This is a genomic window from Pelagibius sp. (assembly GCF_028281305.1).
Classification (GTDB): Bacteria; Pseudomonadota; Alphaproteobacteria; order Kiloniellales; family Kiloniellaceae; genus Pelagibius.
Map to the genome: position 1 here is coordinate 56,378 of NZ_JANQKD010000008.1, position 12,643 is coordinate 69,020.

Genomic DNA, 12,643 nt, shown 5'->3' on the forward strand with positions numbered 1-12,643 from the left:
CGACAGCGTCATTGGTCGGCGCCGACAACGACCGGCCGAGGCCCATCCGGGCCGCGGGCAGAGTTTCGCCAGCCGTGGGTTACAGCCTGGGCGCATCAAGAGGAACCTGCGAAACCGCACTACCACCATGCGGCTTCACAAGCTCAACAGATCAACACTCTCGTTCTGGCCGCGATGTTTAGGAAAAATACCCCATGCCTCAGCACAGACGACCGGCGACGCGGCGCCTAGCCTCGCGTTGACGGGCCCGGTCTGAGGCCCCGTGAGGCTTGGCCCGCGGCGGCCTGCTATCCGTGGCCGGAGAATTGCCGAATCAGTGGGAGCCGAAAGAAACGAAGGGCGGCCGCGCCCCCCGGCCCGGCCGCCCTTGCCCCAAGTCTGGCAAGCAATGAGGCTTCACATGATCGGACAGAGTCGCAAAGGGCTTCCGTCCGATCATGATCCGCTTCAGTCGCCCAGGCCCTGCATGATGAAGACCTTGGCCTCCGGTTTCTTGCCGGGACCCTTCCCTTTGCTGCCGGCGCCGGTCAGCGGGACCCGGAAGGCCGTGGATACCGCCTCTCCATCAGGCGTCAAGCTGACCGGCCGCGGCGACTGGCTGGGCCTGCAGCCGCCACGACCGGCGCCTTGCCGGGCCTTAGAGAAAGACCCGGTAGACCCTCAACCGCCCTGGCCCGGCAGGATGAAGACCTTGGCTTCACCCAGCGTACCGGGCGCCGCCGGCTTGCCTGCGGCCCCGATCCGCGCGATGCGGAAATCCGAGGTCTTGCAAGCCGTCTTGGCCCCCTTGCTGGCTGGGCTGCCGGCCGGGCAGACCTCGATACGCCAGTCGCGGCCGCCGCTCAGGGCCTTCAGATTGAAGGTCGCCGTGCGGCCCGTCATCTGCCGGGGAAGCTGGGCGGACCGCAGCGACCGGTAGCCGCCTTCGGTCTTGCGATAGAAGCGCAGATCGTACTTGGCGTTGGCCGGGCCACCGGAAAGCTGAATCTGCCCCTGGCGAACCCGGCCCTTCGGCGCCTGGATCGCGAAGGCCGGCCCGGTCTGCAGCGCAAACTGCCCTGTTGCGGCAGGCGTCCGCCCCTGCTGCGCCTGGGTCGACTTCGCACCGCCAGAGGACAGACCGCTGACGACACGGCGGCCATCGCGATAAGACTGGCACTCGAAGGTCCTCAATTCCTGCATAAGACCGACCTGCTCACCGAGAGCATTGTGCACGAGCATGGCGAAAGCCATATCCTGCTCGGTCGCCGTTTCGACGTCCCAATGCAAGTCATACTTGCCGACGAAATTCTGCGTCTCGTCATCCTCGAAGCTGAAGGGTTTCTCAAGGATCTCGTCGCCGGCAGCCTCCATCGTGATCGTCCCGGAAGCCTTACCGCGGCCTTCCACACGGCCGATGACCGAGACGGCTGCGGGGCAGACCAGGTCCCGATACTGAACTTCCTTGTTGACCACGAAGATAAGCTTCTTGGGCTTTGGCGGCAGAACGCTGACCATACCATCAGGCGCACCGTCGACCTGGCTGCCCGGCGTGTACTTACGGCACTCGAAAGTCTGCCCCTTGGTCAGGCTATCCACTTCGACGCCTTCCGCATTGTAAAGGCGCAGGGCAAGGCTGACATTGTTTTGGACAGGGTCCTGAACGTTCGCCCAGTTGAGATCGTGTTCGCCCGCGATCGACATTGTTTGACCGTCCTCGATGCTGTACGGCATCTCCGCCTTGGCCACGCCGTTGGCGGTAAGGACCGCAGTGCCAGAGGCAATGCCCTGCCCCTTGAAGACGCCTCCAATGCTGATCCTCGCCGGGCAGATGTGACCCTGGAGGAAGACTTCATCGGCCTTGGCAACGGCCGCCAGACCGGTCGCTTTCGGCGGGTCGAAGCTGATGGCAAGGTTTGCAACAGTCACAGCCTTGCAGCTCACCTCCAGCGACCGCTCGACCGACGCTACGGTACCGCCGGTTTTCACGACCCGGAAGGAAAGGTCCATCGTCTGCTTGGGCGGCGCATCGCCGTTCTGAGGCACGTTGCTCCATCGCACCTCGGGCTCGAAGTCGAGTGCTAGGTTCTCATTCTCCGTGACGGCGAAGTTGAACTCCTTCACCTGCGACTGGGATTCGGCCAGGGACTGCTCCTGCTTGACGACAAAGACCGCGCGTCCGTTGAAGTCGTCCTGACCCCGGATTCTGCCTCTTAGAACAACCCGCTCCGGGCAGATGTAGCCCTGGTACAGCCTTCTCTCCCCGGTCCTCATGGAGAGCGACAGAACCGGCGGTGTCGGGTCGTTGGAAACAAACTGGTCGGGTTTGTCAGCCTCGACGCAACTGACGGTCTGTGTCTTCGTCAGAACGTCGACCGGCTCGCCATTTGCATTTTGCAGAACGAGACCAACGTCGATGTCCTGCTGCAGCGGCCCATCGATACCCGCCCAGGAAAGACTTTGCACATAGTCGACGGCCTTTGATTCCTTGTCGTCGATGTTAAAGGCTCTCTCCACCCGCATTACGTTGTTCACTGTCAGGACAGCAGTGCCGGAGGCAGAGCCGCGGCCCTTGAAAACACCTATTATCTTTGCTTCCGCCGGGCAAACGTGGCCCCGATAAACGCCCTTCTTGGCGGTCGCCGCCACCTCCAGGTGGACCACCTCCGGCGGCAGCAGAGTGGCAAAATCATTGGTTACGCAGTTGACCTCATAGTCCTTCCAATCCGATTTGGTGTCTTCCCCCTCGATCACCATTCGGACCTGGCCGGTCTGAACCCCAGTCCCCGACAGCCGGTAAGTGTAGGCCTTTTGGTGAAGAGCATTCCCCGGTGTCACCACGGTATGGACTTCGCTTTTCTGACCGTTTCCTTTCTCAAAGCGGAAACTCACTTCGGTGTTCGGCGCTACCGTCCGGATAGTGGCGACCATCGAAACTGAGCAGACAGCGGCGGTGTCATTGCCGACGACCTTCAGATTGGCGATGTCCACATTCGTTTGGGGCGTCACCAGCGAAGCCGACTGCGCGCAGATGATGGTGACAGGTGAGATGAATTTCGGGCCAAGCGGTATCGCTGGATCGGCAAGGACAACTCCAGCCAAGCCGCTGAACTCATAGGTATGATCGGCAACGGCCTTAACGTCGATCTGGTGATCCTGCGCGAAGATCTCCTTGTTGGTCATACCATTGTTCTGCCGCAAGTGAGCGGCTTTGTCGTTACAGGCCTGCAGTGCGAAGTCTTTGTAGGTGGAGCGGGGAATGGAGAAAGGAAACTCGCCTTCCACCAACTTGGGCCGCTCGCCAATGCCATAGCTCGCAGACTGGCCGATAGACGGGAACTGAGTCTTGGTATCCGTTTCCTCGATCCACAGAGACGCCCAAACATGCCAGGACAACACGTGTCCGGATCCGCCGGGATCCAAGTGCATGAAGATGTCGCCGGTGATGGGGGGAGCGGAGGCCAAAACGGTCGTGTAGGCTTCTCCATCACCCAAGACCCGGATGACCGCGGGATCCTGGTACTTCACGTAGGAATACGCGGAGTCGACGGCCAAGGCCGGTCCGGATGCGGAAATGGCCGTCGTCAGCGCGGCGGCAGCCAGCACCCCGCGCCGGAAAGCGCCCCAGCGGGCAAACCGGGGGGCAGCACAGGTTTTTCGGCGAGGGATGCCGGAGCTCTCGCGACTGGACATGATTTCTTCCTTCTCAATCGGCAAATAGAAATTGCTGCCCGATGCGGCAGAGTTTCGCGTTGGTCGCCGGAGGAAGCGCTTGGGTTTAAGGCACAGCGGTTCTGTGCAAGACCCCGTTCGACCGTCCCACATCGGCGGGAGGGCTGGGATACAGCCACGCGGCGTAAGGGTGAACCCGAGAAACCGCATAAGCACGATGGGATTTTGCCGGATCGCGCAATCAAGCTATTGATATATCTGGATTTTTGTAGACTCAGAGGTAGAATCCGGCCCCCGGCGAAGGGAAAGCGGGCGGCCGCCGTCTCACCCACGGCAGCCGCCCGCCCCGTGCAGCCGGGCCTCTTTTCGGGGGCCGGCCGCCGGTTCTCTTGCCCCGTTGTCGGCCAGAGCACGAAGCTCCTCGCGCCTCAGGTGCGTGCTTCCGAGTCTTCTCGATCAGATTGCGGAGCGCAGACCGCTATAAAGGCGACCCGAAACAGAGACGGGCGGCTACAATCACCGCCGGTAGCCGCCCGCCTACGAGTGCAGAGCAGACCAATTGCTCAAAACCTGCCCTTCGGCTAAACTCAGCGTCAGGGCGGGTGCGATCCGTGAAGATGCCATGTGGGCGGCCCTCCGCGGTGTGCACTCGCCCCAACCAGATACTGATCCGCCCGCCTCCCGTGAACCCGTGAAACCGCAGGACCGCCATGCAAGTTCGCATGAACCTTTGGGGACGGCCATAGGGGGGTCACCCATAAGGGGTAGGTGGAGGGATGAGGCAGGCCCGGCGCCGCCACACCGCGACACGGTTTCCGGATGGGATGCCAGCGAAGTTGCCAGCCACAACGCAAGAACGGGCGGCAGCCTGTGATGGCTGCCGCCCGTCCCCCGTGTCTCCCGCTCCCTTAGGTCCCCTACTCCCTGCGGGTGCGGGAGACAACGCCCAGGCCGGTCAGTTGCCCCAGGGATTGGAGCCGGGAAAGATCAGGGAGCGTCCCTCTTCGGGCTCCTGCATGTGCTGTCCGGGTCCCCCGGTCATCGCATGCCTGACCTCGAAAGTCCGGTCCCTGCAGGCATTGGGAAGAATTTGGAGTCCGCGTCCATTGCGGGTGGCGCAGACCTCGACCCGCCACTGGCCGGGTTTCATCTTGGCGAGATTCAGATTGGCGACGCCGTTCGTCATCCTGGTCGGCAGATGAGGGCCTGTTATGAGTTTCGCACGATAGAAGCGCAAGGCATAGACCGCGCCCGGCTTCGCGCCGATCAAGCGGACCTTCCCTCCAGCCACCTGGACAGCGCCGGCGGGCAGCCCCACCTGCGGACCCGACGGGATGCCCGGCAGCTGCGCACCTTGACCCAGATCGCCCTCAGCCATCCTGGTGCAGCGGAACAGCGCCGTCTCCTGCTGTATTGCAAGGGTGCCGCCGACCTCGTCGAAGACCTTCATGCTAAGACTGATGGCTTGCTGCGGCCCCGGGCCTCCGGCGCCCCCCGAGCCGAAGCCCTTCCACGCCAAGGTCCGTTCGGCGGGAGCGACGATGTCCAGATTGATGCCGTCGTTCAACGCGAAGGGAATGGGCCCGAAGGGCGTACCTTCGGCGAAGATTTCGACCGTGCCCGAGACATCGCTGCGGCCGACAAGGTTCCCGATCACCTGATAGCGGACGGGGCAGACGAACCGCCCGTCGACGGGTGCGGACTCCACGACCTTCACTTTGATCGCCGTCTGCGGCCAGACCGGACGGCAAAGCAGGCTCAGTTCGCGTTCGTCTTCGTCGGCCACGAAGCTCTGGTCCGTGGCGACCATGGCACGATAGGTTACAACCTGGCGCGGTGACGTCTCGCCCGCCGCCGAGAACCCGGCCCAGGACACATCGTGACCGGCAGCGAACATGTCCTCGCTGCCCTCCTTGACATCGAACTGCCTCAAGTCAAGCAGCGAGTCGTTGCCGAAGAGTGAAACCGTGGCGGTGCCTTCCGCCGTGGCGGACACCTGCGCGCGCACCCAGACACGCGAGGGGCAGGCCCAGCGGCCGCCCAAGACGACCTCTTTCTTCACATCCGCTTCAAGGATGGAGACCGTCGGCGGCGCTTCGGTCTTCAGGTCATCGGACCCGACAAGAGGGGCGCAGGTCACGGCGTAGGCGAACCAGGGCGACTGGAAGTGCGAGCTCTCGCCGACCATGCGGACCTTGCCGCTCACTGCGCCGCCGTTTCTCGGCAGCGGGAGCTCGTGCGTGAAGTTGGCGATTCTGGCAGCCGAAGTCGTCACGGTCTTGACGTCGCTTTTCCGGCCCTGGTCGTCGACGTAGCGGAAGCTCACCGTTTCGTTGGGCTGAAGGCTGGTGATGCTGCCTGCCGCGTTCAGACGGCAGCCCAAGAGGTCGTTGGCCGCGCTGATCGAGAGCGCCGAGTCGGCGACCTGATTCAGGGTCAAGGGGGTCAGGGGGCCGAACTCGACCTTCGCGCAGGTCACCATCAGTTCCGGGTCGAGGACGGCTTCTTCCGGTGGCACAAGGCCACCGGAAAGACCTGACATCTCGTAGGTCAGCGCACCCCTGACAGGCACCGTGATCAGGTGGTCGGAACTGAAGACTTCACTGTTGGACAGGCCGCCAGCGCGCAGTTCGGCGGCCTTCTTGTTGCAGGCATCGGCGACAAGGGTGGTGTAGGCCGACCGCGGAATGACCAGGGTTTCGTGACGGTCGACGGTTTTCGGACGGCTGCCGAGGGGGTAGGAGACCGTGAGCCCGCTGTCCTTGAAGTCGAACCACTGACCCGGACCCATCTTTCCCTGCGGCCAGGCGCTCCAGGTCTTGACCAGACCGGAGGCGCCGGCATCCAGGACAATCCGGACATGAACGACGACATCCTCCGTGCCGTCCTCGACCTGGGTGTAGATGCTGCCGTTGCCGATCACCTTGATTGACGGCGCGGAAAGCTGCTTGACGTAGATCCGTCCCTCGTCGGCAAGCGCCGGAGAGGCGGCCGACAGACCGGACCACAGCAGTGCAAGGATACCAAGACTGGACGGGAGGACAGCAGCGCCGCCACGTTCGGTGGACGCGCTGCGGTTGCGGCGCGCAGCGCCGCAAAGGGAAGAGACCCACATAATTCTCTCCTTATGTACACACTGCCGAGCCCGCGGTGCCGGGCTCGGCCCCCATCAGTCGCGGGGACTCCACAAACGGTTCATTTCGGGAAAAATCTGCTTCCGCTGTGCCGTGCGAACTGACCGAATCAGACAGGGGTCAGGGGCTGCAGAGAGAAAGGGGAATGCAGTTTGAAAGAAGGCGGGCGGCTACAGTCGCCGCCAGCAGCCGCCCGCCCTGGGCGCACACGCAGATCAATTGCGCCGGCCCTTCCCCCGGGTCAGGTGCCGACCCGTTGGCACTTCTTTAGTCGGCGCCGGGTCTGCAGGGGTTCACGAAGGCAGACGTTTTTTTGGCTCAGTCTTCGGGCAGGGGGATGAACTCATGGTCATCAGGCACCATCGCAAAGCGCCCGGCTTTCCAGTCGGCCTTGGCCTGCTCGATGCGGTCCTGGGAGGAGGCGACGAAATTCCACCAGATGAAGCGCTGGCCGTCGATGGGCGCGCCGCCCAGCAGCATCAGCCGGCTGGCCTGATGTGCCGCCAGACTGACACGGGCACCGGCCTTGAACACCGCCATGGTGTTGGCGGCAAAGCTCTGCAACCCCGCCGTGCCGGCATCGGTCTCAACCGCACCGCTCACCACGTAGACAGCGCGTTCCGCATAGTCCTGCGGCAGCTCAAGGCTCGCCCCCGCCTCCAGCTCCGCATGGAGGTAAAACATATCGGAGAACACACGCACCGGCGCACAGTGGCCAAAGGCTGAGCCCGCAATCAGCCGCATCCACAGCCCGGGACGCTCGATTTCCGGAAGCCCGGCCGTCGGGTAGTGGGTGAAGCTCGGCTCAGCCTCCTCATGAGCCAGCGGCAGGGCGATCCAGGACTGCATGCCGTGCAGGCGCTGCGGGCCGGCGAGGGCCGCCTCGGGGCTGCGTTCGGAGTGCACGATGCCTTTTCCGGCCGTCATCCAGTTCACCGCACCAGGCTGGATGGGCTGCTCATAGCCCAGGCTGTCGCGGTGCATGATTTCCCCTTCGAAGAGGTAGGTCACGGTCGCCAGACCGATGTGCGGATGGGGCCGCACGGAGATACCCTGACCGGCGGGGAAATCCGCCGGGCCCATCTCGTCCAGAAAGATAAAGGGGCCAACCAGGCGGCGCTTCGCATAAGGCAGGATCCGCCGCACCTCGAAACCCCCGAGGTCACGGCCACGCGGCTGGATGATGAGGTCGATCGGGTCTTCCTTGGCCTGCTTCTGCGCTTCGCTCATCTGCATCTCCCTTTCTTCACCGTCCTCAAAGGCAAGTTCCACCAAAGCAAATGGGAAGCGGCGGCGTCGAGCATCAAGGGGACGGCACTCAAAGTGATGGCCGCGTCGCTTTCAGGCGCCACAGCTCGAAAAGGGCGAAGCAGATCGGGGCCAGCCCGCCCAGCACGAGGACCAAGCCGCCCAGTTCGTAGCCCAGCCGGCGGTGGATGTAGGCCGTTGCATAGAATTCGTCGATCACCGGCTGGCCCCAATCGCCGTAGGACAGCATGGCTACGCCCCAGGTGACCAGACAGGCCGCCGCGCCAAAAAGGGAAACGACACGGATAACAGTGCGCGCGAGGTCCACGCTGCCGAGGGCCAGGACATAGGCGACCAAGGCAGTGGTAAACAGCAACGGCAGGAGGTCCATTGCTCTTCGTGCCCTTCTATTCTCCCCTAGCCGATTGGTGCTAAGGCATTAGTCCGCACCCAAGACGCCCGACGACGGCTCGGTCGGCCGCGGTTCCGGGGGGCTTTGCCCCGCCGGGTCCCAATCACCGCGGCTTCCGAGTTCTAAGATCAATTCATCAACCGCCTGGGCCGCGGCCTTTAGACGCTGAGCGTCGGTCGACCGGAGCACCAGACGAACACCGAAGGTTCCATTGCGATTGAAGGGGTAGCTGCCCAGTTCGACGTCCGGAAAACGCTCCTGGACCGCGCCCAGGCCCGCGGCCAGAACGCCTTCGCCCAGATCGACCGAGACGGTCAGGGACAGCAGGGGCTCGCCACCGGCAAGGCGATGGCGCAGGCTCTGAAACATCGCCTGCATGATGACCGGGATGCCCGCCATGACGAACACATTGCCGACCTGGAACCCGGGCGCCTGGCTGACCGGATTTTCGATCAGCTGGGCCCCCTCCGGCGTGCGCGCCATGCGCAGGCGCGCCGCGTTCAGCTGGCCCTTCTCGTAGTGCGCCTCCAGGATCGCCCGCGCCTCCTGGTTGACGATCAGCGGCAGACCGAAGGCCTTGGCAACGCAGTCCGCCGTGATGTCGTCATGGGTCGGGCCGATTCCACCGGTCGTGAAGACGTAGTCGAAGCGCTGCCTGACGTCGTTTACCGTCGCGACGATGACGTCTTCCACGTCGGGAATGACCCTGGCCTCCATCAGGCGGATGCCCAGATGGTTCAGCTCTTCCCCCAGAAAGGCGAGGTTCTTGTCTTTGGTGCGGCCGGAGAGGATCTCGTTGCCGATGATCAGCAGGCAGGCGGTGACCTTCTCTTGCACCATAGAGCTCAGAATTCCAGGCGTGGCAGCACGGTGTCGGTCCGGACGTAACCCTTGGCTTCCATGCAGCCGGTCATCAGCGATCCGCGGCGCTGGCGCAGGTCGAACTCGTCAACGCGCTGGCGCAGGGCCGAATAGCGGGAATCGCTGGTCAGGGTATCGATGCCGGCATTGCGGTCGTCGGTGATCTGCGCATCGCGCCGGGTCTGCGCGGCTGCGTAGGCGTAGCAGTCTTCGATGTCGGCGCGGTAGGCCTCTTCATCCTGGCTGCTCCCCACGGCCCAGTTGGTGCCGTCCGGACCTTTCACGATCACGGTTTCCTGGCCTTCCGCCGGGGCGGCGGCCTGCTGGGACGGCAGCCCCTCCGAGGCCGTCGGCGGCAAGGCGGAGCCGGCCTCGCCCGAGACGCCCGGCGGCGGCAGCGCTTGGCCGGTCTGCGCTTGGCCCGTCTGCGCTTGGCCCGTCTGCGCTTGGCCCGTCTGCGCACCGCTGTCGACGCTGCCGGGCGGTGGCGCGGAGCCGCTTTCCTGACCTCCAAGACCGGAGCCCTCAAAACCGGGAAAGGACGAGCAGGCCGCGAGCAGCAGCAGGCCGGCGGTCAGGCTGGAAAAACGCAGAGCGGCACGCGGTGAATGAGGCACGGACATCTGGGGTTCCTCGCGGGCGCCGGTCCCATTGGCCGGAACGGCCCCCCTTGGTGTGGAGCGGGCGGAGGTCGACTGGTAACCTACGACGCGTACAGTGGCTTTACAGCACCGAAGTTGCAAGCCCATGTCATCGGCTTCGGCCCCCACCGCCACACCTGAGAGTTGCGTATCTCCCTTTCCGATTTAATCCGCTCAGATGCAATTTCCAGCCCCCCTGATACCCGGCCGTCTTCTCAAACGATATAAGCGGTTCCTCGCCGATGTTGAGCTGGAGGATAGGTCTGTGGTCGTGGCTCATTGCGCCAATCCCGGATCGATGCTGGGGCTGGCCGCTCACGGCTCGGTTGTATGGCTGTCGCCGGCGCAAAACCCGGCGCGAAAGCTCAAATTCTCGTGGGAACTGGTCGACTCCGGCGGCGCGCTGGTGGGGATCAACACCGGGCGCGCCAACGGCCTTGTGGGCGAGGCCCTGGAACAGGAGCGCATCCCCGCCCTGGGCAGCGGCAACCGCATCCGCCGGGAAGTCCCCTATGGCAACCGCAGCCGAGTTGACTTCCTCTTACAGAAAGAGGGCGTAAAGGATTGTTATTTAGAAGTGAAATCCGTGACCCTGAAGCGCAACGACGGCCTGGCCGAGTTTCCGGATTCGGTGACCGCCCGAGGCGCCAGGCACTTGGAGGAACTGGCGGCGATGGTCGCCGAGGGCCACCGGGCCGTGCTGCTCTTCCTCGTTCAGCGTGGCGACTGCCGGGAGGTCGGAGTCGCCCGGGACATCGATCCCACCTATGGCAAAGCGCTGGACCGGGCAATCGTCCAGGGGGTTGAAGTGTTGTGCTATAGTTGCGAGGTATCTCCGGAGGGCGTGGCGTTGGACGCGGCACTGCCGTTGGCGCTATAAGCGGGCGCCAGAACCGGGAGTATTCGGAAATCGGGGCGGGGTCCATAGGGGACCGCCGTTAAGAGGATTGGCTTGATGAAGCAAGGATACAGCGTGGAGCGCGTGAGCCCGAAAGACGGCGGCTACGTCATTCACGACGAGGCAGGCTTCGAGGGCATGCGCAGGGCCGGGCGTCTTGCCGCCGAAGCCCTGGACATGATCACGCCGGAGGTGAAACCGGGCGTGACCACCAACGTGCTGAACCAGCTCTGCCACGACTTCATCGAGGCCCACGGCGCGGTCCCGGCGCCGCTGAACTACCGCGGCTTTCCCAAGTCGATCTGCACCTCCGTCAACCACGTGGTCTGCCACGGTATTCCCAGCGACGACAAGCGCCTGGAAAACGGCGACATCATCAACATCGACGTCACCGTGATCGTCGACGGCTGGCATGGCGACACCAGCCGGATGTTTTTCGTCGGCGAACCGAAGATCAAGGCGCGGCGTCTGGTCGAGGTGACCTACGAGTCCATGATGCGCGGTATCGAGGTGGTGAAGCCCGGCGCGACCTTGGGCGACATCGGCCACGCCATCCAGAGCTTTGCCGAAAAGCAGCGCTTCTCGGTGGTGCGGGACTTCTGCGGCCACGGCCTGGGCCAGGTCTTCCACGATGCACCCAGCGTGCTGCATTACGGCCGTCCCGGCGACGGCATCGCCCTGCGCGAGGGCATGTTCTTCACCATCGAGCCGATGATCAACGCCGGCCGACCTGAGGTGAAGATCCTGCAGGACGGCTGGACCGCGGTGACCCGCGACATGAAGCTCTCGGCCCAGTTCGAGCACTCCATCGGCGTGACAGCAGACGGCTACGAGATCTTCACGCTCTCTCCCAAAGGCTGGTACGCGCCACCCTATACATAAAGCGCAAGCGCGGATCGCACGCCCACAGAGGTAAAAACGGGCGCCGGGCAGAGAGCTGCCCGGCGCCCTTTCTTCGCGGGCGGCAGATGTCGCGCCGCCATCAGCCATCAGGCGTCAGACGATCTCGACCCGCAGCAGCGAGCGGACGTGCTGGATCTGGTTCAGGATCGTTACCAAGGGCGAGCCGGCAAAGAGCAGCCCTACCGCGTAGTTCTCGCGGTCCGCCACCAGAGAACCGGAATCGCCGCCCGCCGACATCGGCGTGGTGAGGATCTGGTCACGGAAACGGGCCACGCGCCCGCCGCCGAAATTCACATCGACAGTGGCGTTCACTGCGGTGATACGGCCGGTCGTGTAGTTGGTGGTGCGCCCCGTCTTGTGCAGCAGGGTGCCAACGGTGACATGCCCGCGCGAGCGCCAGCCGCGCAGATGGCCGACCCAGTGGATCTCGCGCTTCAGGTCATGGAACTCCCCTTCCGCAACCGCCGCATCGATCAGATTGCGGTGCAGCGCCCGCGGCACCGGCGGGTCGAAGGTAATGGGGATGAAGCGGCTGAGAGAGGCGATACGGTCGGCCGGGTCACTGCCGCCGTCGAAGGGCCCGGGCTGCAGCACGGCATCACCCGGCGTGGCGTTGTTGCTGTTGGCCAGCACGTGGTTGTTGGACAGAATGTAGTAGTGGCCCGGCATGCCGACCGGGTTGCCGGGGGTTCCCACCATGTCATAGACGCAGGTGCCGAGCGTTCCGGCGGTGATGTGCTTGTGGCCGACGCTGCTGCCGCCGGGGGCAGGACGGGCGCGTTGGGCCAGGGTCTGAACACCGACCTCCAGCGGCTCGGCCTGGCCGGCAAAGGGCTGACCGATGGCCAGCACGTCAGTGGGCATGTCGCCGATCTTTCCGGGAACCATATCCGCC

The 12,643-nt window shown here is 64.1% G+C and carries 10 protein-coding genes; 2 read left to right on the plus strand and 8 right to left on the minus strand.

Annotation, left to right across the window (positions count from 1 at the left end; all coding sequences use genetic code 11):
- Positions 1-447 precede the first annotated feature (447 nt).
- The 7 genes from Q0982_RS01745 to Q0982_RS01775 form a co-directional block, all read right to left on the minus strand.
- A complete protein-coding gene (locus Q0982_RS01745) occupies positions 448-576 on the minus strand; it encodes a hypothetical protein (RefSeq protein ID WP_299391193.1) in 129 nt (42 codons plus the stop codon).
- A gap of 84 nt (positions 577-660) precedes the next feature.
- Positions 661-3,672 (minus strand): hypothetical protein, encoded by a 3,012-nt coding sequence (locus Q0982_RS01750; RefSeq protein ID WP_299391194.1) that lies wholly within the window; start codon positions 3,670-3,672, stop codon positions 661-663.
- Between the two features lie 934 nt (positions 3,673-4,606).
- Entirely contained in the window at positions 4,607-6,766 is a 2,160-nt protein-coding gene (locus Q0982_RS01755) for a hypothetical protein (RefSeq protein ID WP_299391195.1), read from the minus strand.
- A gap of 337 nt (positions 6,767-7,103) precedes the next feature.
- Entirely contained in the window at positions 7,104-8,015 is a 912-nt protein-coding gene (locus Q0982_RS01760; protein ID WP_299391196.1) for a pirin family protein, read from the minus strand.
- 88 nt (positions 8,016-8,103) lie between these two features.
- Entirely contained in the window at positions 8,104-8,424 is a 321-nt protein-coding gene (locus tag Q0982_RS01765) for a hypothetical protein (protein ID WP_299391197.1), read from the minus strand.
- Between the two features lie 48 nt (positions 8,425-8,472).
- Entirely contained in the window at positions 8,473-9,285 is an 813-nt protein-coding gene (locus tag Q0982_RS01770) for a molybdopterin-binding protein (protein WP_299391198.1), read from the minus strand.
- Positions 9,286-9,290: 5 nt separating this feature from the next.
- Positions 9,291-9,929 carry a hypothetical protein gene (locus Q0982_RS01775; protein WP_299391199.1) on the minus strand — a complete coding sequence of 213 codons (639 nt, stop codon included), beginning with the start codon at positions 9,927-9,929 and terminating at the stop codon, positions 9,291-9,293.
- Between the two features lie 196 nt (positions 9,930-10,125).
- Between Q0982_RS01775 and sfsA the strand changes: the two genes are divergently transcribed.
- Together sfsA and map are read left to right on the plus strand one after the other, a co-directional pair.
- Positions 10,126-10,827, plus strand: coding sequence for a DNA/RNA nuclease SfsA (sfsA, locus tag Q0982_RS01780; RefSeq protein WP_299391200.1), 702 nt, complete (start codon positions 10,126-10,128; stop codon positions 10,825-10,827).
- 75 nt (positions 10,828-10,902) lie between these two features.
- A complete protein-coding gene (map, locus tag Q0982_RS01785) occupies positions 10,903-11,727 on the plus strand; it encodes a type I methionyl aminopeptidase (RefSeq protein ID WP_299391201.1) in 825 nt (274 codons plus the stop codon).
- Between the two features lie 114 nt (positions 11,728-11,841).
- Here the strand turns inward: map and Q0982_RS01790 are convergent.
- Positions 11,842-12,643: hypothetical protein (locus Q0982_RS01790; protein WP_322096926.1), on the minus strand; the 802-nt coding region annotated here is incomplete at its 5' end.

Bases quoted from the DNA above. Each gene is read 5' to 3' on its own strand.
- Q0982_RS01765 (WP_299391197.1), bottom strand. From the start codon at position 8,424: ATGGACCTCCTGCCGTTGCTGTTTACCACTGCCTTGGTCGCCTATGTC.
- Q0982_RS01770 (WP_299391198.1), bottom strand. From the start codon at position 9,285: ATGGTGCAAGAGAAGGTCACCGCCTGCCTGCTGATCATCGGCAACGAG.
- Q0982_RS01760 (WP_299391196.1), bottom strand. From the start codon at position 8,015: ATGAGCGAAGCGCAGAAGCAGGCCAAGGAAGACCCGATCGACCTCATC.
- Q0982_RS01755 (WP_299391195.1), bottom strand. From the start codon at position 6,766: ATGTGGGTCTCTTCCCTTTGCGGCGCTGCGCGCCGCAACCGCAGCGCG.
- sfsA (WP_299391200.1), top strand. From the start codon at position 10,126: ATGCAATTTCCAGCCCCCCTGATACCCGGCCGTCTTCTCAAACGATAT.
- Q0982_RS01775 (WP_299391199.1), bottom strand. From the start codon at position 9,929: ATGTCCGTGCCTCATTCACCGCGTGCCGCTCTGCGTTTTTCCAGCCTG.
- Q0982_RS01750 (WP_299391194.1), bottom strand. From the start codon at position 3,672: ATGTCCAGTCGCGAGAGCTCCGGCATCCCTCGCCGAAAAACCTGTGCT.
- map (WP_299391201.1), top strand. From the start codon at position 10,903: ATGAAGCAAGGATACAGCGTGGAGCGCGTGAGCCCGAAAGACGGCGGC.